This is a genomic window from Caballeronia sp. J97 (assembly GCF_905220305.1).
GTDB lineage: Bacteria > Pseudomonadota > Gammaproteobacteria > Burkholderiales > Burkholderiaceae > Caballeronia.
In genome coordinates this window covers 12,634-36,582 of record NZ_CAJMZL010000050.1, presented here as the reverse complement: position 1 = coordinate 36,582, position 23,949 = coordinate 12,634, and the positions used below count along the sequence as shown (strand labels likewise).

18 protein-coding genes are annotated in these 23,949 nt (G+C 67.7%); 7 read left to right on the top strand and 11 right to left on the bottom strand.

What is annotated here, in order from left to right:
- Positions 1 to 323: 323 nt before the first annotated feature.
- The 4 genes from U4Y90_RS34320 to U4Y90_RS34305 form a co-directional block, all read right to left on the bottom strand.
- Positions 324 to 1,772 (bottom strand): efflux transporter outer membrane subunit, encoded by a 1,449-nt coding sequence (locus U4Y90_RS34320; RefSeq protein WP_321801413.1) that lies wholly within the window; start codon positions 1,770 to 1,772, stop codon positions 324 to 326.
- Complete coding sequence (locus U4Y90_RS34315) at positions 1,765 to 4,947, bottom strand: efflux RND transporter permease subunit (RefSeq protein WP_321801411.1); 3,183 nt, start codon at positions 4,945 to 4,947, stop codon at positions 1,765 to 1,767. Before U4Y90_RS34315 ends, U4Y90_RS34320 begins: the two co-directional genes overlap by 8 nt.
- 6 nt (positions 4,948 to 4,953) lie before the next feature.
- The gene (locus U4Y90_RS34310) at positions 4,954 to 6,180 is read right to left on the bottom strand and encodes an efflux RND transporter periplasmic adaptor subunit (RefSeq protein WP_321801409.1); all 1,227 of its coding nucleotides are present in this window, start codon (positions 6,178 to 6,180) and stop codon (positions 4,954 to 4,956) included.
- 414 nt (positions 6,181 to 6,594) lie between these two features.
- A complete protein-coding gene (locus U4Y90_RS34305; RefSeq protein WP_321801407.1) occupies positions 6,595 to 6,807 on the bottom strand; it encodes a hypothetical protein in 213 nt (70 codons plus the stop codon).
- Between the two features lie 46 nt (positions 6,808 to 6,853).
- On the opposite strand from U4Y90_RS34305, the gene U4Y90_RS34300 reads away from it, so the two are divergent.
- The 7 genes from U4Y90_RS34300 (at position 6,854) to U4Y90_RS34270 (ending at position 13,367) form a co-directional block, all read left to right on the top strand.
- Entirely contained in the window at positions 6,854 to 7,246 is a 393-nt protein-coding gene (locus U4Y90_RS34300; RefSeq protein WP_321801405.1) for a hypothetical protein, read from the top strand.
- A 204-nt stretch (positions 7,247 to 7,450) separates the two neighbouring features.
- Complete coding sequence (locus U4Y90_RS34295) at positions 7,451 to 7,585, top strand: hypothetical protein (RefSeq protein WP_321801404.1); 135 nt, start codon at positions 7,451 to 7,453, stop codon at positions 7,583 to 7,585.
- A 49-nt stretch (positions 7,586 to 7,634) separates the two neighbouring features.
- On the top strand, positions 7,635 to 9,170 hold the full coding sequence (locus tag U4Y90_RS34290; RefSeq protein ID WP_321801402.1) for a hypothetical protein: 1,536 nt from the start codon (positions 7,635 to 7,637) through the stop codon (positions 9,168 to 9,170).
- A gap of 180 nt (positions 9,171 to 9,350) precedes the next feature.
- Positions 9,351 to 10,238: a hypothetical protein gene (locus tag U4Y90_RS34285; RefSeq protein ID WP_321801401.1), complete on the top strand. Its 888-nt coding sequence runs from the start codon at positions 9,351 to 9,353 to the stop codon at positions 10,236 to 10,238.
- Entirely contained in the window at positions 10,235 to 11,113 is an 879-nt protein-coding gene (locus tag U4Y90_RS34280) for a DUF3365 domain-containing protein (RefSeq protein ID WP_321801399.1), read from the top strand. The genes U4Y90_RS34285 and U4Y90_RS34280 overlap by 4 nt, the downstream gene beginning before the upstream one ends.
- Position 11,114: 1 nt before the next feature.
- Positions 11,115 to 12,512, top strand: a complete 1,398-nt coding sequence (locus U4Y90_RS34275; RefSeq protein ID WP_321801397.1) for a serine/threonine-protein kinase — start codon at positions 11,115 to 11,117, stop codon at positions 12,510 to 12,512.
- A 27-nt stretch (positions 12,513 to 12,539) separates the two neighbouring features.
- Entirely contained in the window at positions 12,540 to 13,367 is an 828-nt protein-coding gene (locus U4Y90_RS34270) for a PP2C family protein-serine/threonine phosphatase (RefSeq protein ID WP_321801396.1), read from the top strand.
- On the opposite strand, the gene tagF is transcribed toward U4Y90_RS34270, so the two are convergent.
- The 7 genes from tagF to U4Y90_RS34235 are packed head-to-tail and all read right to left on the bottom strand — an operon-like array spanning position 13,364 to position 23,936.
- On the bottom strand, positions 13,364 to 13,966 hold the full coding sequence (gene tagF, locus U4Y90_RS34265) for a type VI secretion system-associated protein TagF (RefSeq protein WP_321801394.1): 603 nt from the start codon (positions 13,964 to 13,966) through the stop codon (positions 13,364 to 13,366). The genes U4Y90_RS34270 and tagF overlap by 4 nt on opposite strands.
- On the bottom strand, positions 13,948 to 17,355 hold the full coding sequence (gene tssM, locus U4Y90_RS34260; RefSeq protein WP_321801392.1) for a type VI secretion system membrane subunit TssM: 3,408 nt from the start codon (positions 17,353 to 17,355) through the stop codon (positions 13,948 to 13,950). Before tssM ends, tagF begins: the two co-directional genes overlap by 19 nt.
- Positions 17,356 to 17,403: 48 nt before the next feature.
- Positions 17,404 to 18,750, bottom strand: a complete 1,347-nt coding sequence (locus tag U4Y90_RS34255) for a DotU family type VI secretion system protein (RefSeq protein ID WP_321801391.1) — start codon at positions 18,748 to 18,750, stop codon at positions 17,404 to 17,406.
- A 30-nt stretch (positions 18,751 to 18,780) separates the two neighbouring features.
- Positions 18,781 to 20,133 carry a type VI secretion system baseplate subunit TssK gene (gene tssK / locus U4Y90_RS34250; protein ID WP_321801390.1) on the bottom strand — a complete coding sequence of 451 codons (1,353 nt, stop codon included), beginning with the start codon at positions 20,131 to 20,133 and terminating at the stop codon, positions 18,781 to 18,783.
- A 13-nt stretch (positions 20,134 to 20,146) separates the two neighbouring features.
- The gene (gene tagH / locus U4Y90_RS34245) at positions 20,147 to 21,505 is read right to left on the bottom strand and encodes a type VI secretion system-associated FHA domain protein TagH (protein WP_321801388.1); all 1,359 of its coding nucleotides are present in this window, start codon (positions 21,503 to 21,505) and stop codon (positions 20,147 to 20,149) included.
- Positions 21,506 to 21,525: 20 nt separating this feature from the next.
- Complete coding sequence (locus U4Y90_RS34240; protein ID WP_321801386.1) at positions 21,526 to 23,532, bottom strand: type VI secretion system Vgr family protein; 2,007 nt, start codon at positions 23,530 to 23,532, stop codon at positions 21,526 to 21,528.
- Positions 23,533 to 23,546: 14 nt separating this feature from the next.
- Positions 23,547 to 23,936: a DUF4280 domain-containing protein gene (locus U4Y90_RS34235; protein ID WP_321801384.1), complete on the bottom strand. Its 390-nt coding sequence runs from the start codon at positions 23,934 to 23,936 to the stop codon at positions 23,547 to 23,549.
- Positions 23,937 to 23,949: the final 13 nt, after the last annotated feature.

Sequence of the window (23,949 nt, the reverse complement as noted above, 5' to 3'; positions counted from 1 at the left end):
CATAGAATTTTGATAATCAAGATTATGTAAATTTAAATCCACGAAGATTCTCATCAGACAATTGGCCCGATCATCGGCCCGCGCTGCTATCAAGGCCGATCTCAGACTACTGCGGGTTCCGTCGACGTCGACAGCCACTCGCCGATGCGCAGCACTCCCGGATCGGCTGCGCGCAGGCAACGTCGACGGCGAAAAACGACCGTCCGCACCGCCCGATCCAGTGCGAACCAATCCGGGGCCGCGAACCAAGACCCCGCCAGCCGTAGAAGTTGCTAACCCCAAACTCGCAATGAAAGTCGGCGTCGCCGCTCGCCCCCTTCCCGCTATTTCGCAGCCGTCTCCGACGCTTCCGCGTCCTTGCGCCAGCCGCCGCCCAACGCGGTATAAAGCGTCACCATGTTGGTTTGTTGCGCGGCCCGGTCCGTCACGAGCTGGGTCTGCGCACTGAACAGCGTTCGCTGCGCGGTCAGCAAGGTCAGAAAGCTGTCGAGACCGCCGCGATAGCGCGAATTGGCAATGTCGTAGTACTGCTGCGCGGCATCGACATATTGCGCGTCCGCTGCGGTTTGATCGACGTACGTGGCCCGCGCCGCGAGTGCGTTGGACACTTCCTTGAAGGCCGTCTGGATCGTGCCTTCGTACGCTGCGATATAGATGTTCTTCGAGATCTTCGCGGAGTCGAGCGTGGCGCGCAGACTCCCGAACTCGAAGATCGGCACGCTGATCGATGGCTCGAAAGCCCACGCGCCGGAGCCGGCCTTGAATAGCGAAGAGAGTCCGTTGCTCGCGACGCCGCCCGTCGCGGTCAGCGAGACGCTCGGAAAGAACGCCGCGCGCGCCGCGCCGATATACGCGTTCGCCGACTTCAACGTATGCTCCGCCTCGATGATGTCGGGCCGCTCGGTCAGCAACGTCGAGGGCAAGCCTTCGGGCACCGTGGCGAAGAGCGACTCGTCGGGCAACGCGCGATCGTCGGGGAAGCCTTCGGGCAACGGAGAGCCGATCGCGGCGATCAGATTGTTGCGGTCCTGCTCCACCGCGCGCCGGTAGGCGGCCAGACTCGACATCGCGCTCGTGAGCGAAGTGCGCGCCGACTGCACGTCTTCCATCGAGCCGCTGCCGAGGTTCGCCGCACGCAGCGTCGTCTCGTAGGTGTCGCGATACGAGGCGACCGTGCGCTCGGTCACGTCCAGCAAGGCGCGATCCGAGAGCCATGTCAGATAGTCGCTCGCCGTCGTGGAGATCAGGCTGATCTGCGTGCTGCGGCGTGCGGCGTCCGTCGACAGATACTGCTCGAGCGCCTGATCCTTCAGGCTGCGGATGCGGCCGAAGAAGTCGATTTCCCACGCGCTCGTGCCGAGTTCGAGACTGGTGGACTTCGTCGTCGTGCCCGACTGGTGCGAGACGCTATGCGTCCCGGTCGCGGTGATCGACGGCCCCAGCTCGGCGCGGACGATCCGATACTCGGCCTCGTATTGCGCGACCTTCAGCGCGGCTTGCCGCAGGTCGCGGTTGTTCTTCAAGGCAAGCTCGATCAACTGCCGCAGATAAGCGTCCTGCACGAACGCGCGCCAGTCGGACAGCACATCGGCGGCCGGTGCTTGCGCGTCGGCGGATGCCTTCTGCTGCGCGGTCGTGGACTCGTACTGCGGATACGACGCGGGCATCGGCGCGTCGGGACGCTCATAGTGAGGCGCGAGCGTGCACGCGCCGAGCGCAAAAACAGTCAACGTCGCCGCAACGATGCGGCAGACAGCGAAGCGCTTATTCATGGGCGGCTCCTTGTTCCTTCTTACGTCCGAAGCCGCGAATCAGCACGAAGAATACGGGCACGAAGACGATGGCGAGAAGCGTCGCGGCGATCACGCCGCCGAGCACGCCGTTGCCGAGGCTCTCGCGGCTCGACGCGCCCGCGCCGCTCGCGAACGCCATGGGCAGCACGCCGAAGCCGAACGCGAGCGACGTCATCACGATCGGTCGCAAGCGCAGATGCGCCGCTTCGATCGCCGCCTGACGCACGCTATGGCCGCGTTCGTGCAAGGACTTCGCGTACTCGACGATCAGAATCGCGTTCTTGGTCGCAAGCCCGATGGTCGTCAGCAAGCCCACTTTGAAATAGATGTCATCGGTGAAGCCGCGCAGATGCGCCGCAACCAGTGCGCCGACGATGCCGAGCGGCACGACGAGAATCACGGAGAACGGCACCGACCAGCTCTCATACAGGCCGGCGAGGCACAGGAACACGACGATCAGCGACAGCGCATAGAGATAAGTCGCTTGCGAGCCGGCGAGTTTCTCCTGATAGGACTGACCGGTCCATTCCATCGAAATGCCCTGCGGCAATTGCGCGACGAGCGATTCGATAGCGTTCATCGTGTCGCCGCTGCTGACGCCCGGCGGGCTTTGCGCCGTCATCTCCATCGCAAGGCTGCGGTTGTAGCGTTCGACCTGCGGAGAACCGGTCGTCCAGTGGCCGGAGGCAAAGGAGGAGAACGGCACCATCTTGCCGTCGTAGCTGGTCGTCGTAGTGCTCGTTGTACTCGTCGTGCTCGTGCCGGAACTCGAACTGCTATTGGACGTATTGCTCGATGTCACGAACCACTTGCCGATATCCGACGGCATCATGCGGTACTGCGGCAGCGCCTGTACATAGACCTTTTGAATGCGCCCGGTGTCCACGTAGTTGTTCACGTAGGTCGAGCCGAACGCGGTCTGCAACGTGTCGTTGATATTCGATGCGCTGACGCCGAGCGCCGACGCCTTCAGATAATCGATATCGACAGCGTATTGAGGCACGTCGGCCATGCCGGCCGGCCGCATGCCGCTGATCTTGTGGTCCTTCGAGGCCAGACCCAATAGCTTGTTCCTGGCGGCGAGAAGCTGGTCGTGACCGAGACCGGCCATGTCCTTGAGCTCGAAGTCGACGCCGCTGTAACTGCCGAGGCCTTGCACGGCGGGCGGATTCATCACGAATACCTGCCCGGCACGCAAGGTGCGAAAGTGCGCATTCGCGGCCGCGACGATGTCCGCCGCGGAGTGGCCCTTCCCCTTGCGCTCCTTCCAGTCTTTCAGCTTGACCATGGCCATCGCCATGTTCTGGCCGCTGCCCGACACGCTGAAGCCGTCCAGCATGACGACGTTTTCGACATCGGAACGCCCCATGAACCAGGACTCGACCTGCTTTTCGACCACATTGGCCTGCACGCTCGAACTGCCGGCCGGCAGATTGATGATGGTCATCAGCGTGCCCTGATCCTCGTCCGGCAGGAACGACGACGGAAGCTGCCAGTACAGCAACGCGGCCACGCCGCAGATCGCGGCATACGCGGCCATCCAGCGCAGCGGACGTGCGACGAGACGCGTCACCACGCGCTCATAGCGACGCGTGCCGCCTTCGAACTTGCGCTCGAACCACGCGAAGAAGCCGCGTCGCCGGCGTTGCGGATCGACCGGGCGCAACAGCGTCGCGCACAACGCGGGCGTGAGCGTCAGCGCGAGCAGCACCGAGAGCACCATCGCCGACGTGATCGTGAGCGAGAACTGTCGATAGATCTCGCCCGTCGAGCCGGACATGAAGGCCATCGGAATGAACACGGCCGTCAGCACGGCGGTGACGCCGATCAGCGCGCCGCCGATCTCGCCCATCGCCTTGATGGTGGCTTCGCGCGGAGACATGCCTTCGCTGAGCAACCGCTCCACGTTCTCGACCACGACGATCGCGTCGTCCACCAGCAGACCGATGGCCAGCACCAGCGCGAACAGCGACAGCACGTTGATGGTGAAGCCGACCGCGGCGATCAGCGCGAAGGTGCCGAGCAACGCGACCGGCACGACGATGGTCGGGATCAGCGTCGCACGCAGATTGCCGAGGAACAGATACATCACGAGGAACACGAGCACGACGGCTTCGAACAGCGTCGTGATGACCTCTGAGATGGATGCGGAAACGAAGGGCGTCGTGTCGTGCGGCACGCTGAGCTGCACGCCGCCCGGCATCTGCTTCTGCAACACCGCGAGTTGTGCGCGCACCGCCTTGGCGACCGAGAGCGCGTTCGCGCCGCTCGCGAGCATGATGCCCATTGCCGCGGCGGGCTTGCCGTTCAGACGCGACGTCATGTCGTAGGAGTCGCCGCCGACTTCGACCGTGCCGACGTCCTTCAGGTACACGCGCGAACCGTCCTGATTCACGCGCAGCAGAATGTTCGCGAACTCATCGGAGGTCTTGAGAAAGCCGCGCGTCACGATGGTCGCGTTGATGGCCTGCGTCTTCGTCTGCGGCGCGCCGCCGATCTGTCCGACCGAAAGTTGCGCGTTCTGGTTGTCGATGGCGGTCGTCACGTCGCCCGGCATCAGGCCGACGCTGCGCAGCCTGACCGGATCGAGCCAGACACGCATCGAGTGCTGCGCGCTGAAGAGCGTCACTTGCCCGACGCCGCTGATCTGCGTGAGCGAGTCCTGCACGCGCGTCGCCAGCAGATTGCCCAGATCGACCGTGTTCATGCGGCCGTCGGTGGACGTGACCGACACCACCATCAAAATGTTGCCCGAGGTCTTGCTGACCTGAATGCCCTGCTGCTGCACGGCGCTCGGCAAGGATGCGTTCGCTTCCTGCACCTTGTTCTGCACCTGCATCGCGGCGACGTCCGCGTTGGTGCCCGACTTGAACGTGAGCGTGATGGTCGCGGTGCCCGCCGAGCTGCTCGTCGAGGACATGTACATCAGATTGTCGATACCCGTCATGTCCTGCTCGATCACCTGCGTGACCGTGGTGGCGAGGGTATCGGCGGAGGCGCCCGGATAGGTCGCGGTGATGCGGATCGAAGGCGGCGCGACGTTCGGATATTGCTCGACGGAAAGCGTGCGGATCGAGAGCGCGCCGATCAGCATCACGACGATGGCGATGACCCACGCGAGCACGGGCCGGTGAATGAAGAAGCGGGAGAGCATCGGCGGTCAGTCTCCGTTGGCGAGCTTCGTGTCGGCATCGCGTTCGACCGGCGAGACCTTCATGCCCGCGCTGACCGTTTGCAGGTTGTCGGTGGCGATGCGCTCGCCCGCGCGCAGGCCGCGCGTCACGATCCAGTCGTTGCCGTGCGCGGTATCGGCGCTGACGTTGCGGCTTTCGACGACGTTCTGCGCGTTCACCACCAGCACCGTCGACGTGCCGCCCGCACCGCGGCTCACGAGCGTCTGCGGCACGAGGATGGCATCCTGCTCGCCTTCGTCGAGTTGCGCCTGCACGAACATGCCCGGCAAAAGCTGATGCCCGGGATTGGGAATCGATGCGCGCAGCGTGATCGAGCCGGTGGTCTGATCGACCGTGACGTCGGAGAACAGCAGCGTGCCCGCATGCGCGTAGGTCGCGCCGTCTTCGGTCTGCACGGTGACCTTGCTCGCGCCGGGCTTCAGCACGCCGGACGCGATGGCCTTCGAGAGCCGCAGCGCTTCGGTGCTGGAACGGGTGACGTCGAGATAGAGCGTGTCCATCGACTGGATGGTCGTGAGCGCCGTGGATTGCCCCGACGTGACGAGCGCGCCGACCGTCACCGCCGACTTGCCGATCTTGCCGCCGATCGGCGCGACGATGCGCGTGCGCGCCAGATTCACGCGCGCGGTTTCGAGCGAACCGCGATCGGTGACGATTTCCGCGCGCGCTTCGTCGGCGGCGGCGACGTAGTTCTCCACGTCCTGCGCGCTCACGCTCTTGATCTTGAACAGCTCCTGGTAGCGCTTCGCGGTGACGTCCGCGGCTTTCGAGGTGGCGATCGCTTTCTGCAGCGTGCCGAGCGCGGTGTCGTAGGCAGCCTGATAGCTGGCCGCGTCGAGTTGATAGAGCGGCTGGCCGGCTTTCACGGTCGAGCCTTCGACGAAGAGCCGCTTCGTCACGATGCCGTCCACCTGCGGGCGCACGTCGGCGACTTCGACCGAGGAAAGGCGTCCGGACAGATCGTCCACGATGTCGATCCGCTGCGCCTTCAGGGTCGTCACGCTGACTTCGGGCGGCTTCGCTGCGGGCGGCACGCCGGCGGCAGCGGACTTTTCGCCGCACGCGGACAGCGCGAAGGCGGCGGCGGTGACGAGCGCGACGAGTCGCGCGAGCGGATGAAAAGCAAACGGCGGGATGAAAGCGTAATCGTTGTCTGGCATGTCGAAGGTGAAGGGCTGGCATCGCGCCGGCATTCCTCACTTCGTCGGGGAATGCGATTCCCGCCGCCGTGCATCGGACGAGCCGAGGGCAGTTCAAACAGTGAGGAAAAAGGAGACCGCGACGCGGACTGCAAGCGTCGATCAGTGGAAACAGCGCGAAGAATTGCCGAGAGCCCAACAATAAGCGCGGCGCACGCTTAAATCAACTAAGTCATTGATTTATAGCCACATTCACACAATGTGTCTAAATTGACATGATTCGGCGGGAGGGATTCGGCGAAGAATCTAGCGCATTGCAGGCGCGCTGTGAATCGGCGCAAACGCGTCCGCTCGAAACGCGAGAATCTCCGTGCGCTGCTTGTCGAAGACGACCCTTTGATTCGCGAAACGCCGGTGTCCCCTGCCCGCTCGCGCGAGCGGACACCGGCGCATACGGCGGGATGCGTCTTAGTTGATCATCGGACCGGAGATTCGCCCTTCCCAGATGGCGTTGTTGAGGCCGAAATCATCGATGGTCGTCGTGGCGGGACCGCCATCGACCGTGGCGACGACACCGCGTCCGCCGACGATGCGCTTCATCTGCGCATGCGTGAGCGTGGCTTCGTCGCTTTGCGCGAGCGGATCGTGCGGAATGTCGGCGATGACGAGAATGGTCTTCATGATGTTTCTCCGGGCTTAAACGAGTGCGAAAGGTCGTGATATCTGAATGAGCACGGCACATGCTCGTTCCGATTTTTGCAAGGCCCATGCCAATATCCGCGAGCACGCGCATGAATGCGCCCGGGCCTTGATTCACGGGCCCGCCCGCATGTCAAAGGCGCGCTTGCCTGCGCCTCGGACCGCCCGTGTGTTGGACGCACGCGAACAACTGGTCGCCGCGCTGTTGCGTGTGTTCATCGCACTGCATGCCCCGGAGATCGCACCGGTCATCAACGGCGACGTGTGCGGCAGACCATTAGTTGCGTATCAAGCGATGACAGGCAACCGACTCGAACACGGGAAAAAGCTCGACTCGACGATGCGGCTGGTGAATGGCGACGAGACTCGCCGCAGATACTCGTCGATAGTCCGGCCGAGTTGTACGGGTTTCAGGCCGTGATCTTCTTCGCGAAACGCGAGCGGCCCGTCCCCGGAACGGACACTCCAGCAACGCTTTTATTCCCCCCTCCCCGCACAAATAAATTGCCGCCTGCGCGCGGAACAAACCTCCACCCTGCGTTGTTTTGCTTTCGACGGTCGCGGCAACCCGCGGCGACCCAGAACGGCTCGAGTCGTCCGGCGAACCGGCCACGCAGGAGGAATCATGCACCGTGCAATCTACGTCCTTGACCAGAGCTTCTTCAGCTTCGGCTGCATCTATCGCGTGGACCTGCGCAGCCGCAGCGGCCGCCTGATCGAAACGCACTACGTGAAACTCAGCGACATCGCGTGGTGCTAGGACGCATGCGGCGCAGCCATCGATCCATTCAGGCCGAGGAGACCCATCCATGACCTACGCTTACGCCCGTCTGCCCGACATCGTTCTCTACGACGAATGGCTGCGAGGAACGTCCGCGCTGCTTCAGGTGCGCAATTCGGCACTGAAGAATCTCGACGAGCAGATCCTGCTCTACCATCGCGATCGCACGGTGCATCAATTCCATCTGCTGGTCAGCGCGTTCGAATTCTGGCAGGACTCGATCGGCCCCGGCGATGCCTGGAAGGACGCCTCGCGCAACGGTTCGAGTTATTTCACGCTGCTCGATCAGCAACTGCGCGGCAAGGGCGACACCGACGCCGCGGCCGGCGCGCAGGACTTCATGACGCCGGCGCTCATCAACTCGCGGCTCGGCGTGCTGTATCTGTTCGGCAACATGGAGATCGAGGACGACACGTTCCAGGTGCTGCTGGAAGGCGCGTTCGATATCACCCACGCGGGTCTCGGCTTCGCGCCGGACAGCAACGACGCGGCATCGATCGCCGGCGACGTGCTCGACAACAGTCTCGTGCAGAAGTCCGCGTCGGTCGCGCTGGAACAGGTGCAGAAAAAGATCAGCAAGCGCAAGGAACCCACGCTCGTGAGCTCCGGCCAGCTCATGGCCTCCGGTATCACACTGCCCGCGTTGAGCAGCGCCGCGCGGCGTCTTTATGAAGCCATTCGCGCCAAGGTCGAGGAAGGCGCGAAAAAGCTCTGGGACATGATCCGCGAAAAGGTCGCGGATATCCGCAACGATCCGGCCGGCTTCGCGCTCGACACGATGCCCGGTCTCTTGCGCAAGCTCGTCGACTTTCTGTGCGACAAGCTGCTCGCGACCCTCGCGCCGCTCATCGGCGCGGGCCTCGATCTCGCGAAGGGCATCGCCAATACGGTCGACGCCAGCATCACCAAGTATCGCGAATGGGTGCAGGGGCGCGATGTCGAGTTGATCGCGGGCCACCCCGGCACCATCGTCGAGGCGATCCGGCGCGCGATGAAACTGAGCATCGGCGCGGGCGTCTACGACATGGTCAAGGGCGGCGCGAGCCTCGGCCTGCAGTTCGCGAGCCAGGGCGCGTCGACCATCGTGGATGCCGTCGTCTCCATCATGGAAACGCTCGCGAAGGTGATCTGGAAGATCGTCGAGATCAAGCGCATCAAGCGCTTCTGCCAGCAGGCGAAATCGTACTGGGACGCGCGCATGCAACGTGATGCGCTGCACACGCGGCCGATCGCCTTCAACAGCTGGTTCAAGCGCTACGCCGTGCCGATACCCGCGCTTTCGGTGCTCGCCCTCAATTCCGGCATTTGCGGCGACAAGATGCATTTCCTCGCGATGTTCAAGGACGACGAAACCATCGTCACGCAGGCGGAATTCACGGCCGGCTGCAAGTATGTCGACAACCTCAAGGTCTGGGGATCGGGCTATCTGGGCGATGCGGGATTCGCGTTCAAATCGGACGATGCGACGATCAAGGGCCTCCTCACGCTCGCCGAAAGCCACACGGAAGTGCAGACCTGGGACCTCAAACTGCGCAAGGCCGTTCTCGGCTTTCTGAACGGATAGCGGCCTTTCGCGCGAACCATCCTGCGCCTTCGCGTTCGCGAAGGCGCTTTCTGTTTTCCGTTCGCGAACACCGTGCCGCCCCGATTCATTCCAGCGGGCACACAAAAATTTCTTTGGAATAGAAGCCGGCGCCCGGCTGTTTTCGTCGCAATCCCTCCACGTTTAGAGGCATCGACCGCGATGAACGCCCGCCCCCTGTTTCAAGCTCTGCGCATCGGCTTCGCCCTTGCGTGTCTGTGCGCGCTTCCGGGCGCGCGTGCGGGCCAGTTCATCCTGATGCCGGAAGGAACCGTCACGCTGATTCGCGCGACGACGGTATTCGACGTCGATGCGCCCGTCGCGCTGGAGCCAGGCGATCTGCTCGCCACCCCGGCCCAAGGCGGCGCACAACTCGAAGCCGATGGCACGACCGTCGCGCTCGGCCCGGACACGCGCATCGGCATCGAGGCCGCGCCGGGCGGCGATGCGCTTGCGCTGCTCTCGGGCTGGGTCAAGATCGCACGCACGCAGCCGATTACCACGGATTCCTTATCGATTCACACCGCCGCGCTCGACGCCGCCATGCGCGACGGCGCCGCCGTGCTGCATGCAAGCCGCGACACGACCTCGCTCTTCATCGAAACGGGCGGCATGACGCTCGCCCTGCCCGGTCATGCGGACGATCGCCGGCCGCTCGACGGCGAACATTACGCCGAGCGCGCCGCCGGCAAGCCGCTCGATGTGAGCGCGCGCCCGGCGCAGCCCTTCATCTCCGCGATGCCACGGCCGTTCCGCGATCCGCTCGCGCCGGTCCGCGCATCCGCGAAGGCGAAGCGCATCGTGATGTCCCAGGGCCGCCCGGCGACCTTCGCCGATCTCGCCGACTGGCTGTCCGCGCCGCTCGGCATCCGCAGCGGCTTCGTCGCGCGATTCCGGCCGCTGGCGCTCACCGAGCCGTTCCGCTCGCAAGTGCGGCAGAACCTGCGCACGCTGCCCGAATGGCGGCGCGTGCTGTGTCCGCCTTCCCCCATGCCGCGCCGTGGCGCAGTCGTGCCCGCGCGTGCTCAATCAACCGAGGTGGAGTCATGAGACTGTCGCTCGCCGTCAAGTTCAATCTGGTGTTTCTCGCGGTGTTCGTCGTCGGCTTCGTGTCGGCCGGATTCGCCGCGCGCGAATTGCTGCGGCGCGCGGCCATCGACGAGACCGTGCAGAATGCGCGCGTCCTGATGGAAGCCGCGAGCGCGGCGCAGAGCTACACCGCGACGCAGGTCACGCCGCTCCTGCAGACGCAGCTCAAATACAGTTTCGTGCCGCAGTCGGTGCCGGCGTTTTCGGCGGTCGAAACGCTGATGACGCTGGAAAAACGCCTTGCCGGCTACTCGTATCGCTCGACGATGCTGAATCCGACCAATCCGCGCGACCGTCCGTCGGACTGGGAAACGGACGTGATCCGGCATCTGCACGACAAGCCCGAGCTCAAGGAGATCGTCGGCCTGCGCGACACGCCGTCGGGGCAGAACCTCTATATCGCGCGGCCGAACCGCATCAACGACGCCGCGTGCATGGAATGCCACAGCGTGCCGTCGCGCGCGCCGAAGACGCTCATCGACAAGTACGGCCCCGACAACGGCTTCAACTGGGCGATGCACGAAGTCATCGGCGCGGATTTCGTGTCGGTGCCGATGGCGCTGCCGGTCGCGCGCAGCGACGCCGTGCTGCGCACCTTCCTCGCGTCGCTCTTCGCGGTGTTCGTGCTGCTGCTGATCGCGCTGAACGTGATGGTTCATCTGCTCGTCACGCGGCGCATCCGTGCGCTCTCGCGCGCCGCCGATCAGGCGAGTCTCGGCCAGCTCGACGGCGCGGACTTCAGCGAGCGCGGCCGCGACGAGATCGCTTCGCTCGCCGCCTCGTTCGCGCGCATGAAGACGAGTCTCGTCGAAGCCTTCAAGATGATCGAGGCATGAGGTGACAGCCGCCGCGTCGGACCCGCCCCGCATCGCGCAACTGAGCAAGTACCGCATCGAGTCGATGCTGGGCGCCGGCGCGATGGGCATCGTCTATCGCGCGTTCGATCCGGTCATCGAGCGGCATGTCGCGCTGAAGACGGTGCGCCACGAATTGTTCGAGAGCGGCGAGCGGCACAGCCTGATGGCGCGTTTGCGCAACGAGGCGCAGGCGGCCGGGCGGCTCGCGCATCCGCATATCGTCGCCGTGTACGACTACGGCGAGACCGCGGACACCGCCTGGATCGCGATGGAGCTCGTGAGCGGCCAGGGACTGAAGCCACGGCTCGACGCGGGCCGCGCGCTCGAACTCGCGACCGCGCTCGACTGGTTCGCGCAATTGCTCGCCGCGCTCGGATTCGCGCACGAGCACGGCGTCGTGCATCGCGACATCAAGCCGGCGAATCTGCTCGTGAGCGCGCAAGGCCGGCTGAAAGTCGCCGACTTCGGCGTCGCGCATGTCGAATCGTCCACGCTGACGCTGTCGGGGGCGATGATCGGCACGCCGAGCTACATGTCGCCGGAGCAGTTCACGGGCGACCCCGTCGACGGGCGCTCCGATCTTTTTTCCGCCGCGATCGTGCTCTATCAGATGTTGACGGGATGCCGTCCGTTCGCGGGCGCATCGCAAGCCGAGGTCATGCGGCAGGTCATGCACGACACGCCGCGCACGCCCTCTGCCTGCAATCCGGCGCTGCCGCCGGCCTGCGACGACGTGCTGATGCGCGCACTGTCGCGCCGCCCCGATGCGCGCTACCAGACGGCGCATGCGCTATGGCGCGCACTCGACGATGCGATGCGCGGCGCGCAACCGGCCGCGCCCCTCGCAACCGACGACGACCGCACGCTTCTCGAAGCGCAGCCGATGACGCCCGCCGCCCCGCTCGCGTCGGGAACGGGCTCGTGGCGCGGCGACTCGCTGCCCTCGCTGACGATGTGGCCCGGCGCCATGCTCGCGCCGGTCGAGACCCGGCTCGCCGCGCAGATCGGGCCGGTGGCGCGTCTGCTCGTGCGGCGCGCGGCGGCGCGTATCGCCGATGCGCCGGACCTGTCCGCGCTCATCGCGCTGCTCGCGCCGCATATTCCCTCCGACAAGGGCCGCGCGGAATTCATCGCCGCGTTCGCGGACGGGTCCGGCGCGGGCACGTCGCGCGGACCGACGCTTTGTTCATCGCTCGACGCGCAAGAGGTGCAGGCCGCCGCGCTCAGGCTCGCCGCCTATCTCGGCCCGATCGCGAATATCGTCGCGAAACGCGAGGCGTCGCGCGCAGCCAGCCTGCGCGTGCTGCACGAGCGGCTCGCAGCGGCGATTTCCAACGAAGCCGACCGCGCGCGTTTCGAGCGCGACGTCGGACTGTAACGACACGCATCACACGGAGCACGACCGATGGATTCCGACACGCTCGCCCGCCCCGCACCGATCCGCCTCGCGGCCTGCTCGGCATCCGGCCTGACCGATGCGGGGCGCGTGCGCCGCGAGAATCAGGACCGCTTTCTGATCGATCCGGCGTTGAACCTCGTCGCGGTCGCGGACGGCATGGGCGGTCACGCGTGCGGCGCGCGCGCCAGCGCCGCCGCGCTCGACTGCATCGTCGCGCGCCTCGCAGCAGAGGCGCTGCCGTGCGCGCACGCCGATGCCACGCTCGCCGGCGATCCCGAGGCGACCGTCCACGACGCTTCCGCATGCGCGATGCGCGCCGCCGCCGACGCGCTCGACCACGCCAACGCGACCCTCCACGCGATGAACCTGCGCGAGGGCCTCGCGCGTCGCGCGATGGGCACCACGCTGACGGGCATCTGGCATCCGCGCGGCTCGGCGCAACTGATCTCGCTTCACGTCGGCGACAGCCGGCTCTACCGCTATCGCGACGGCGCACTGGTACAACTGTCGCGTGACCAGACGCTTTATCAGCAGGCGCTGGAGCACGGCGCCATCGAGCACCTTCCGCCGCGCAACGTGCTGCTGCAGGCGCTCGGGCCGCTGCCGTCGATCGCGCCCGTCGTGGAGGCGCATGCGTGGCTGCCCGGCGACCGCTATCTGCTGTGCAGCGACGGCTTGCACGGCGAGGTCCCGCATCGCGAGATCGAGGCGGCGCTCGGGTCGACGAAGCCGCACGCCATCGGCGATGCATGCGCGCGTCTGCTGGCGCTCGCGCTCGATGCGGGCGGCAAGGACAACATCACGGCGGTCATCGCGTGTTTCGACGGCGCTTAGTCCGCGCCGCGCCCGGCACTGTCGAATAGCGCGGCGACGAACGCGGCATCGGGAAGTCCGATGCTCTCGCGCGCCGATGTCGCGTGCCACCAATGGCTCATTCCCCGCGCGCCGGCATGCGGCGGCATCGAAACGCCGCACGCGTCATCCGCGTGCGCGAGCGCGCTCAATCCGGCATCGAAATCCGCGAGACACGCGCCCTTTTCGAGCGTCGCGAGCGCGAGCACGCTGCAACACGCGAACCACGCGTGCGCGTGCGCGCGCCACGTCGGCCAGGCTTGCGGCTCGACGGGTGCGGCGACGGTAAGCGGGAAGTGACGGCCCGCGCTGTCGACGCTCGGCATCAGCACGCCCGCCCATCCGCTCGCCCCCAGCACATCGCCGCCGAGCGCGAAACACCACAGCGGCGCGACCAGATATTCATCGAGCCATGCACGCCCGCGCGCCGCGCGACCCGCGAGCAGGCCCGCCTGCAACATCGCGTCCCAGGGCTCGACGAAGCACGCCGGCAAGCGCCGCGTCACGAAATCGCCGTTGCCGCGCAGCTTGCCGAAGCATCCGGCGACGCCCGGCGAGCGCATCACAGATGCTCCGGACAACGAAACTGTTCGAGCGGCGCGCGCCGGAAGGGATTGACGACGCTCGTCGCGTCCAGTTCGATCACGGCCTTGCGTCCGGCGGAATCGAGCGTGAGCCGGTAGCGGTCCGGCTGCGCGGTGGCGTCGAGCCTGCCCGCGTCGATCAGATGCAGCAACGCCCACGGACCGCTTGCATCGAGCGGGCCGGCCTGCGTCGCGGAAGCCGGATCGAACTGCGCGCTCGCGCGGCCCGTGTTTTTGCCGCTCGGCCATTGCAGCAGCATCGACTGGAGGCCGTCCTGCCTGAGCGCGAGTTGCTGCCCGTCGATGTCGAGGTTCACTTGCGTCACGGTGGGATCGAAGGAAAGCGCCTTCATGCGAAAGCGGATCGACATGTCGCGGCTGCCGTCGTGAAAAAACGCATCGCGGATCTGCGCGGCGCGCTGAAACTGCGCGAGCGCGTCGCGCGGCATGCCCGCGGGCGGCGTGCCGGCGCGCCATTGCCACACCGGAGCGCTCGTATCGACGAGCGCGGCAAGGTTCTTCTGGAAGAAATCGTCGATGAGACCGCCCGGCGCGAACAGCTTGCCGAAATCGTCGGCGGCGACGTCGCGCGTCGATGCGTGCACGAACGGATAGCGGCCATCGAGCGCGCGGCGGCACAACGGCCCGGCGCTCGCGTTCCATTGCGCATCGAGGCGCGCGTGCTCGCCGCCTTCCACGAGCGCCGCGCCCGCCGTGGCGAGCGATGCCGCAACGGGCGTGAGCGGAGACGGGGCCGTCTGACTCGCGAGCCTCAGCTTGCCGAGCGCGTCGCCGGCGGGCGCGGGCTGGCCCATTCTGCGCGCGCCATCGGCGGCGTCGAGATAGACGGCGGCGTCCCTGAGCGGCGCGAACGCGCGATCCAGCGCCGCAGCATCGCCCGGCTTGCCCGCGAGCTCGTGCAACGGCTGAAAGTGCGCGTCGACGCGCGTCGTCGCGTTCGCGGCGAGCGTCGTCTCGCGCGCCGCCGCGACGATGAGTTTCCTGAGCGGCGAATCGGGCGCGGAAAGGGCGTTCGCGACGCGCGCGCCATCGGCGAGACCGGTGACGGGCACGACGGTCACATCGTCGAGCAGGCTGTCCCATGCGTGGATATAGGCGTCGAAATAGCGCTCGTCGAGCGCGGCGCGCAACGCGGCGACGCCGCCGGCCGTGAGCGCGGCCTCGTCGCGGCCGAGCACCCAGGCGTCCTTCGCCACATCGGCGAGCGCGGCATCGCGCAGCCGCGTGTATTGCGCGTAGCCGGCGCGGGTGTATGCGCCCGTCACGCCGGTCGTGAGCGGCGCGCCGCTCGCGCGCCTGAGCAGCAACGGCGCATTCGGACCGGCGGCGGCGCTCACGTCGAAGGCGGTCAGATTCGCCTGCGCGAGTTCGCCATCGACCTGGTTGCCGATGCGCTGCGACAGCGGCAATTCGGCCAGACGCGCGCGCGCCGCCTTGATGAGCGCATCGTCGAGCGGCAGCGACGGATCGAAACGTGTCTTGTCGAACAGCGCGGCGAGGTGCGCATCGAGCGCGCTTCTCTGAGCCGGGCCCGCGTCGCCGGCGAGCGCCGGAACCAGATGCGCGCGCAGCGCGGCGGGATCGAAATGACGGGCGTCGCCGAGCATCAGATAGGCGCGCAAGGCTTCATAGCGATAGGCATCGGAATTCGAAGCATGGTCCGAAGCGCCGTCGCGCAATTCCTGCGCGAGTTTGCCGACCGCGAGCGGCAGCAAGGTCTGATCGAGCAGGCGCCGGTACGTCACGCGCGCTTCCTGCCCGAGCTTGTCGCCCTGATAGAGCCAGAGCCGGGTGAGCCACGGCACCGGCTTGCCGGCGTCCGCATAGCCGCCGGGCAGCGCGCGCGCCGCGTCGAGCAGCGGCAGCACCGCGAGCGGATCGGCGGCGGCGTTCGCGTCGCGCGCCAGTTGAGCGACGCGCCCGGTCTGCCGCTCGAACTCGGCGACGTAGGCGCGGTTGCGCTGATAGCTCACGGCCATGCACGCCAGCGCGAGCATCAGCGTCACGCCGACGAGCGCGAGCGCGCCGCGCCGCAGCCACGCGCTGCATCGTTCGAAACGCGCGTTCGCGCCGACCAGCCCGGCCTCGGCGATCACCACGTCCTTCAGCAGCCGGTTGATGAAGTACGCGCGCCCGGACGCGTCGCGGTCGTACGCGAGGTCGCGACGCACGCCGAGCGATTGCGCGATGGCGCTGATCGCGCGGTCGATCGGCCGGCCATTCTGCGTGCCGCTCGTGAAGTACACGCCGCGCAGCAGCGGCGACGCCTCGAAACGCGTGCCGCGAAACGCGCCGTCGAGAAAGCGCCCGAGCGCCGGCTGCAGCCCCGCGAACTGCTGGGCGAAGCCGTAGATGCGCGCGCGCCGCTGCACGTCCGTTTCACGCTGCATGCGATGCAGCACGCGCGCCTGCAGCCGCGCGCCGAGCGCATCGAATTCGGCGGGGAACGCGGCGAGCGCCGGGCCCGCGCCCGGCGCTTCGTCGAGCGCGAACGTGATGCCCCACACCTGGTTGCGTTCCGCTTCGCCGAGGTCGTCGAAGAACTCGGTGAAGCCCGCGAGCAGATCGCACTTCGTCACGACGACGTAGACCGGAAAGCGCACCCCGAGCCGCTCGCTCAGCTCCGTGAGCCGGCTTCGGATCGTGCGGATGTGCGCGTCGCGCGCGGCGTCGTCCTGGCGCACGAGATCCGCCGCCGAGACCGTCACGATGAGGCCGTTCAACGGCCGGCGCGGCCGGTACTTGCGCAGCAGATGCAAGAAGCCCGTCCACGCGGATTCGTCGGCCTGCGCGTCGCTGTCCTGCGTCGTGAAGCGGCCTGCCGTATCGACGAGCACGGCCTCGTCGGTGAACCACCAGTCGCAATGACGCGTGCCGCCGACGCCGCCGATCGCCTCGTCGCCGAGCTTCTCGCGCAGCGGAAAGCGCAGGCCCGAACGGGCGAGCGCCGTGCTCTTGCCGGTGCCCGGCGCGCCGATGAACATGTACCACGGCAACTGATACACCCATTGACGGCCGTTGACGCCTTTCATGCGCGCCTGCCGCAGAATCGCGAGCGCCTGCTCGAAGCGTTCGCGCAGCACCGCGAGCTCCGCGCTGCCGGCCGCAGCCTGTCCCTGCCCCGCCACGCCGCTCATGAAGCGCAGATTGACGAGCCGCGCGACACCAGCGCGCGCGCCCCACGCCAGCGCCCACGCGGCGACGAGCGCGGCCATCGCGATCCAGCGGCCGCGCGGCGATTCGAGCGGGGCGTGCCCGTCGAACGCGAGCAGCGGCCCTTCGAACCACACGACGACGAGCAACGCGAGGACGCCCGCGAGCGTGAGCCATTGCGGCGTCTTGAGCGAAGCGGCGAGCTTTTTCATCGATTTCTCCATGCCTGTTCTGCGATGCGAATGAGTCGAAGCCGCGCGTCAGGACGACGCGCCCGGCGCGAGCAGCGTGATCTCCACGCGGCGGTTTTTCGCGCGGCCAGCGGGCGTGTCGTTCGGCGCGAGCGGCTCGGCGTCGCCGCGCCCTTCCGCGGAAAAGCGCGCGGGCGCGCCGGTGAGCGATGCGAGCATCGCGCGCACGCTGTCGGCGCGCGCCTGCGACAAATGCCAGTTCGACGGAAAGCGCGCCGACACGAGCCGCTGGTCGTCGGTGTGTCCCGTGACGACGACGCGGCCGGGCACGCCCTTCAGCGCATCCGCGATGCGCCCGATCAGCGCGTCGTAGGCCGGATCGAGCGTCGCGCTGCCGGAGGCGAACAGGTTGTCGCCGGTGATCGTGACGATGGAGCGATCCGCCGTCTCGCGCACCGAGACCAGCCCCTGGCGGATTTCGGGAGCGAGGAACGTCGCGAGCGTCGCGGCGGCGGCGGGCATCGCGGCGGGCGCAAGCAGGCTCGCCCGCGCGACGGGCCGTTCGCTCACGCGGATGCGGTTGAGCGCCTCGAACACCGGGTCGGACGTGCGGTTCAGGCTCAGCGCGAGTGCGACATGCGTCGCCACCAGCACGACGCCCGCGAGCGCGGCGCATACCCACGGCGGCATGCGCTGGCCGAGCGGCCTGCGCGCGCGCTCGGTGGGCCGCCAGTGCACCGACAGCTCGGTTTCGAACGCGCCGCGCCGATCGCGGATGATGCGCTCGAGCCGCTCGCGCACGGATTCGAGCTGGCTGCGCCCGCCGTCGATCAGGCGGTATCGCCCTTCGAAGCCGAGCGACAGAATCACGTACAGCAGTTCCAGCACGTCGACGTTGCGCGCCGGATCCTGCGCGAGCCGTTGCAGGACCAGGAAGAAGCGCTCGCCGCCCGACGCTTCGTTGTGGAACGTCACGAGCAGGCTGCGGCTCGCCCAGACGCCGCTGCCCCACGGCGTGCCCGAAATCGCCTCGTCGATGCAGGTGCACAGGCAATAGCGCGCCGCGGCGAGCTTTTCGGTGTCGATGCCGCTCGCGCGCGCATCGTGCTCGAAGGCGCGCACCATGCGCGCGAGCTCGGCGCGCAGCCCTTCGATATCGGTGATCGCCGCGCGCTGGCGCAAGGGCAGCGCGAGTTCGAGCAGCGGATTCGCCGCGCGCACGAGCGGATTCAGACCGGCCGCGACCGGCAGCACCGGCGCGCGGCTATCGAACGGCGCGGCTTCCGCGCGATCTTCTGCGTGTTCCCCTGCGCGATCTTCTTCGCGAGCACGGGCCGCCACGCGCCCGCCCGGCTGCGGAATCAGGATGGTGTCGTCCGGGTCGAAGCCGGCTTGCGGAAAGGTCGGAGCGTTCACGATGCGATCCTTCGTCGAATGGAAGCGGGTTTATGGACGGATCGCCCAGAACTCGAACTCGATGCCTGGAAAATCCCCCGCGACGTGCAGCGCGACCCCGGCCGATGTCGCGAACTGCCGCCACAACTCGCCGCCGCGCTCCAGTTCGAAATAGGTGAAGCCGGCATGGAACGGCAACTGGCGCGGCGCGACCGGCAGCGCACGCAACGCGATGCCCGGCAACTGGAGATTGACGAGATCGCGGATGCGCTCGACCGGCCCGAGCTTGGCCTGCTGCGGAAAGCCGGCGAGCAGCGCGGCCGGCGCGATATCGGCCTTCACCGCGAGCACGAAACTCGCGGAGGCGAACAGCTCGCGGTCCGGCACGATCGCCACGCGCAGGCCGTACTTGCGCTCCTCCAGCGCGATCGGCACTGCGTGCGGGTCCATCACCGAACTCAGCGCCGTGCGCAGCGCGTCGACGAGCGGCGTGAAGGTCTCGTCGAGCCGCTCATGGCGATAAGCCGGAAACGCGGCGGGACGCTTGCCGGCCTGACTGAAGGTCGCGAGCTCGCCCGCCAGTTGCAATGCGTGCTGATGCAGGTCGTGCGGATGCAGACCCGTGGTCGATGCGATCCCCGCGAACAGCGGCTCCGCCCGGTTGAGCACCTGCAGCAGGAGGAAGTCGGCGATCTCGGCCGCGCCGGTCGCGGCGGGGCGGGCGAGGCGCGCGGCGAGCGCATCGGCGCGCTGATGCATGAGGCCCGCGAGCTCGTCGACGAATCCGCACAGCCGCCGCGACACGCGATAGTCGAGGCACGGCGGCGCGTAGGCCGCGTCGAGCACGATGCTGTTGTCGGCACGGCGCTCGACGATGCGCGCGATGCCGAGCGACGTGTGCGCGTGGACCACGTCGCGCTCGAACGCCAGCCGCAACTGAAGCTTGCCGACCTGCACGAGCGCGGCGCCGAGCGCGCCGTCGTTGCTGTCGAGCACTTCGGTTTCCTCGATGCGGTGACGCGCGAAGCCATCGTGGCCGCCCGCGTCCGCTGCCTGCGCGGTATGCGCGGCCTCCGGCACGCCACGACGCGCGACGGGCAGCGCGAGCACCACGGTCAGATCGCGCGCGTCCTCGGGCACGGCGAGCGGCAACGGCAGATCGTCGTCGTCGGGCAGACGGAACGGGCTGCCGTCGGGCAGCACTCCCGCGCACGCGGTCAGCGCGATGCGGCCGAGCTTCAGTTGCCCGGCATCGATCGCCAGTTCCGAGAAGCCGAACGCATAGGGCCGCAGCGCGGCGCAGCGTGCGTCGATCTGCGCGCGCAGATAGCGGTCGTGCTGCTGAAGATGCTGCGGCTGCAGCAGCATGCCTTCCGACCAGATCACCTTGTTGTTCCAGGACATCGTCGCCTCGCACTCAGTTGAAGGAAGCCCGCTTCGCATCGGCGAGGCTGTTCGCATGCCGTTCGTATGCATCGTTGAAGGCGCTGCCGCACAGCGCCTGAAGGTCGTCGGCGCTCGCGCGCGCGAGTCCGGCGTGCAGCGCGACGAGACGGTCCCACTGGCGCGCCTTGCGGCATGCGGGCAGCCAGTCGAGCCAGCCGCGCCGGGTATCGGCGCGCGCGATCGCCTGCGGGTCGAAGCGGCCGAGCAGATGCTGCATGGCCGCGCGCGTGCCCGCGAGGACCGCGAGCTCGTGGCGGCGGATATCGTCGAATGCGCCTTCGAGGGCCGTCTGCGGCGGCAGATAGCCGGCGCTCGCGCCGCGCAGCATTTGCGCGAGCGCGCCGTCGCCGTCGGGGAAGAACTTGAGCGGATTGTTGTCGCGCTGGACCAGCATGGTCGTGTCGAGACTGATCTCGCGCTTGAGGACCGAGCGCGACAGCAGCACATCCACGACGCCGCGCACCGCCGTGCGCAGCATCGCGCCCGCGAGACGCGCGAGTTCGGCGGCGTCGCGCGTGCCGAGCGCGCCATCATCGACGCCCAGGCCGTCGAGCAGCGCCGCGAACGCCGATTCGGCGCTGGCGTCATTGGCGGCGACGGCCGCATGCAGCGGCAGCGCCGCAGCGCTTTGAGCAGGCGCGAGCGCGACGTCGCCGAGCGGATCGTAGTCGTGCGGAATGCCGCCCGCGGGCGCGGACGCCACCGCGCCGGACGGCGGCACGTAGGCGAACTGCTCGGGCGGAACGTGATCGCTTCCGGAGCCGGCGAACGGCGCATGCCCGTCGAGGCGCACCGGCGTTGTCCGCGCCACCCGCGAGTCGCTCAGCGGCGCTGCGAGCGGATCGAAGCGCGGGTCCGGCAGCGGGGAATCCGCGAGCACCGCGGCCCGCGCGAGCGCATCGTGCGCGCACGCCTGCGCGGCGGCGCATTCGGCGGCGCTCGCGACATCGAGCGGATCGAAACCACGGCGATCGTGCACGCCGAGCGGCGCGTCGAAGGCCGCGGCGCCCGCGCGCGCCGTCGCTCGCACGCCGAGCCGATAGCCGCCCATTTCCAGCCAGTCGCCGTCGGCAAGGTTCGCGGGCCGGCCGCTCGCGAGCGGCCGGCCGTTGTGCCGGCTCGGATTGCTGCCGAGGTCGGCGACCCGCCAGCCGTCCTCGGACCAGTCGATCCGCGCATGCACGCGCGACACGGTCTTCGCCGCATCCGGCAGCACCATCGTGTTGTCGGCGCCGCGCCCGATGGTCCCGCCCGCCGCGTCGAAGCGGCATGCGAGCGGTGCATCGGGCGCGTTGCCCTGATACGTGTCGACCGTGAGCGTCAGATGCATGGTGTCTCCTCCGTGCGCGTTCATTTCGAGCCGTCGTCGGCCTGGCGGGGCGTGGCGGGCGCATCGGGCGACGCGCTCGCCGCACCCGCGCCGCCGCCCCCGCCGCCGCAGTTGATCTGCACGACCACGCCGTCGATCGTGACCGGCCCGGCCGCGCTGATCGCGATGCCGGACGGCCCGAGCACGATGGTGTTGCCGCCCGCCTTGAGCGTGAGCGTCGCGCCCGCCTCGATGGTGACGTTGGCCTCGCCCTTCACATCGACGTTAACACCCGCCCCCACCAAAATATTCGCCCCGCTCTTGTGTTGCGTATCGCCGCCGACATCGAGCGAATGATTGCCGCCGATGCGCACGCGCTGGCTGCCCTGCACGGAGTCGCTGCGATTGCCGCCGCAGCGCGCGATGTCGTCCTGCTCGACGATTACATGGCGCTCGCCGCCGATGCGCGTCAGCGCGTCGTGGTTCACCCAGGTCTCCAGATCGCGCTCGGCATGAAAGAAAAGTTGCTCGGCGCCCTTGGTGTCGTCGAAGCGCATTTCGTTGAAGCCGTTGCCGCCCTTCGTCGAATTGCTCCGGAGCGTGGTGCGCGCCATCTTCGCGGGAAGTTCGCAGGGCGTGGTCTGCGCGGCGTTGTAGACGCTGCCGATCACGAGCGGCTGGTCCGGGTCGCCCTCGACGAAATGCACCAGCACTTCCTGCCCGATGCGCGGCAGAAAGAACGCGCCGTAGCCCTTGCCGGCCCACGGCTGCGCGACGCGCACCCAGCAGCGCTGCAGCGATTCGCGCGACGCTTCGGGTTCGAGCTGCTCCCAATGGAACTGAACCTTGATGCGTCCGTATTTGTCGGTATGAATTTCCTCGCCCTTCGGCCCGACGACCACCGCCGTCTGCGGCCCCGCGATCCGCGCGCGCGGCGTGCTGCGCGCGGCGCGAAAACCGGCGTCGCGCGGGAGCGCCCGAAAGGCGCAATCGAAGACGGGCGGCCGCGCATGTGCATCGAACGTCGAAAGGTAGTCATCCGAATTGATCGCGTACTCGGCTGAAACGACCAGATGCTCGCGGTTCTGCGCCTCCAGCGGATGCCCGCTCAGCCGCACGAGCCCGCCGGGCCAGATCGCGCGCGCGGTGGTGCGCGCGCTCACGAACACGTTGGACGCCTGATGCGCCTCGACATGTGCGCGCGCGAGACGCTCGGCGTCCGCGTGCTGCGTGTAGCCCGGCGCGTGCTCCTGCATCGTGTAGACGGCCGGGTCGAAGCGCGTGCTGCGCAGCGCACGCGCGACCAGGCCCTGCTGCGCCGACTGCGACGGCTTCTCGAAGTCGTAGTCGTTGATCTCGACGCTGCCCGTGGCCACTTCCGCGCCCGTGGACCACGCGTGGACCCACTCGTGCTCGTGCGGCGTGACCGGCTGCGGGCGAAACGGCAGCTCGGCGCAATGCGGCGTCGCGCCGTGCACCTGCGACGAATCGGTGAGGATCAGCCGATGCTTGCCGCCCTGATGCTCGACGTAGTAGTAGATGCCTTCGCGCTCGGCGAGCCGGCTCACGAAATCGAAATCCGTCTCGCGATACTGCGCGCAGTGCTCGACGCCCGGATACGTCGCCGAGCATTTGTTCTCGAAGTCGATGTGATAGTCGGCGAGCACCTTCGCGATGATCGCGGGCACGCTCATCCGGTGAAAGAAGCGGCAATGCGACGCGCGCGTGAGCAGCCACAGGCGCGGACGCACCGTCGCGCGATACATCGCCGGAAGATTGGGCTGCGTGCTCGCGGGCCGCGCCAGCTCGAACGCCGTGACGATGCCGTTGTACTCGCGCACGCCGCCGGACGGAATCTCGAGCGACAGCGAGAAGTCGCTGCCCAGCATCGTCGCGATATCGAGATTCGAGCGGTCGGCGAGCAGTTCGAGGTCCCATTGCGCGAGTCGCCCGAGCTCCTCCCGCCCGCGCATGCGATACAGCACGAGCGCGTTCTGGCCGAGCGCGCAGGTCACCTGCGCGATGCGATGGGTGTCGGTGAGCATCATCGTGGGCCTCGTCGTCAGGGAATCTGCGTCTGGCGCGTCGCCGGATCGACGATCGTCACGACGCCGCCCCAGTTGCACAGGCAGGTGGACACGTTGTCGAGCGACGGCTGGTTGCCCAGCAGCACGGTGACCGCGCCGGGCGCCCACGGCGTCATCGTCGCGGGGACGCAGGGCATCGGCGTCGGCGTGCCGAATGCGGCGGCGGTGGCCGCGGCGACCTCCGGATTTGCCTGCGACGTGCACATGCCGAACGGCATGATGTTCACGAGCGGCGCGTGATCCATGATGTTCGCGGCAAGCGGCCCTTCGCAGCGCACCCGGTTCACGGGCAGCACGACGAGCGTCGACGGCGTCACGCCGAACGAGCATTGCAACGTCGCGCCCATGCTGACTTGTTCTGGCATGGCAGGCTCCTCG

Coding starts and splice junctions, on each gene's coding strand:
- U4Y90_RS34320 (WP_321801413.1), bottom strand. CDS start 1,772: ATGAATAAGCGCTTCGCTGTCTGCCGCATCGTTGCGGCGACGTTGACT.
- U4Y90_RS34315 (WP_321801411.1), bottom strand. CDS start 4,947: ATGCTCTCCCGCTTCTTCATTCACCGGCCCGTGCTCGCGTGGGTCATC.
- U4Y90_RS34310 (WP_321801409.1), bottom strand. CDS start 6,180: ATGCCGGCGCGATGCCAGCCCTTCACCTTCGACATGCCAGACAACGAT.
- U4Y90_RS34305 (WP_321801407.1), bottom strand. CDS start 6,807: ATGAAGACCATTCTCGTCATCGCCGACATTCCGCACGATCCGCTCGCG.
- U4Y90_RS34300 (WP_321801405.1), top strand. CDS start 6,854: ATGAGCACGGCACATGCTCGTTCCGATTTTTGCAAGGCCCATGCCAAT.
- U4Y90_RS34295 (WP_321801404.1), top strand. CDS start 7,451: ATGCACCGTGCAATCTACGTCCTTGACCAGAGCTTCTTCAGCTTCGGC.
- U4Y90_RS34290 (WP_321801402.1), top strand. CDS start 7,635: ATGACCTACGCTTACGCCCGTCTGCCCGACATCGTTCTCTACGACGAA.
- U4Y90_RS34285 (WP_321801401.1), top strand. CDS start 9,351: ATGAACGCCCGCCCCCTGTTTCAAGCTCTGCGCATCGGCTTCGCCCTT.
- U4Y90_RS34280 (WP_321801399.1), top strand. CDS start 10,235: ATGAGACTGTCGCTCGCCGTCAAGTTCAATCTGGTGTTTCTCGCGGTG.
- U4Y90_RS34270 (WP_321801396.1), top strand. CDS start 12,540: ATGGATTCCGACACGCTCGCCCGCCCCGCACCGATCCGCCTCGCGGCC.
- tssM (WP_321801392.1), bottom strand. CDS start 17,355: ATGAAAAAGCTCGCCGCTTCGCTCAAGACGCCGCAATGGCTCACGCTC.
- tssK (WP_321801390.1), bottom strand. CDS start 20,133: ATGTCCTGGAACAACAAGGTGATCTGGTCGGAAGGCATGCTGCTGCAG.
- tagH (WP_321801388.1), bottom strand. CDS start 21,505: ATGCATCTGACGCTCACGGTCGACACGTATCAGGGCAACGCGCCCGAT.
- U4Y90_RS34240 (WP_321801386.1), bottom strand. CDS start 23,532: ATGATGCTCACCGACACCCATCGCATCGCGCAGGTGACCTGCGCGCTC.
- U4Y90_RS34235 (WP_321801384.1), bottom strand. CDS start 23,936: ATGCCAGAACAAGTCAGCATGGGCGCGACGTTGCAATGCTCGTTCGGC.